Origin of the sequence: Caballeronia sp. NCF2, from assembly GCF_023631205.1 — a bacterium.
Lineage (GTDB): Bacteria > Pseudomonadota > Gammaproteobacteria > Burkholderiales > Burkholderiaceae > Caballeronia > Caballeronia zhejiangensis.
Window position 1 is genome coordinate 1 of the sequence record NZ_JALQDN010000135.1, and the last position, 264, is coordinate 264.

Annotated in this window: 1 pseudogene; it reads left to right on the plus strand. The window is 57.2% G+C overall.

From position 1 onward, the window contains the following. Nucleotides 1-211: pseudogene (locus NCS02_RS36225) on the plus strand (ABC transporter permease); the annotation flags it as partial. Nucleotides 212-264: the final 53 nt, after the last annotated feature.

Here is a 264-nt window from a genome sequence, read left to right on the forward strand (position 1 = left end):
GATTACCACGCTGACCTCACTCGACTTTCTCGGCTTTGGCCTGCCGCTGGGTTCGCCCTCGCTGGGCGAGTTACTGCTGCAGGGCAAAAATAACCTGCAGGCACCCTGGTTAGGCCTGGCGGGCTTTTTCACCCTGGCGATCCTGCTTTCGCTGCTGATTTTTATTGGCGAAGCGGTACGCGACGCTTTTGATCCCGGCAAAGGAGCCTGAATGAACACGCCATTGCTTGCCATCAATCATCTCTCGGTCGCCTTTCGTCAGGG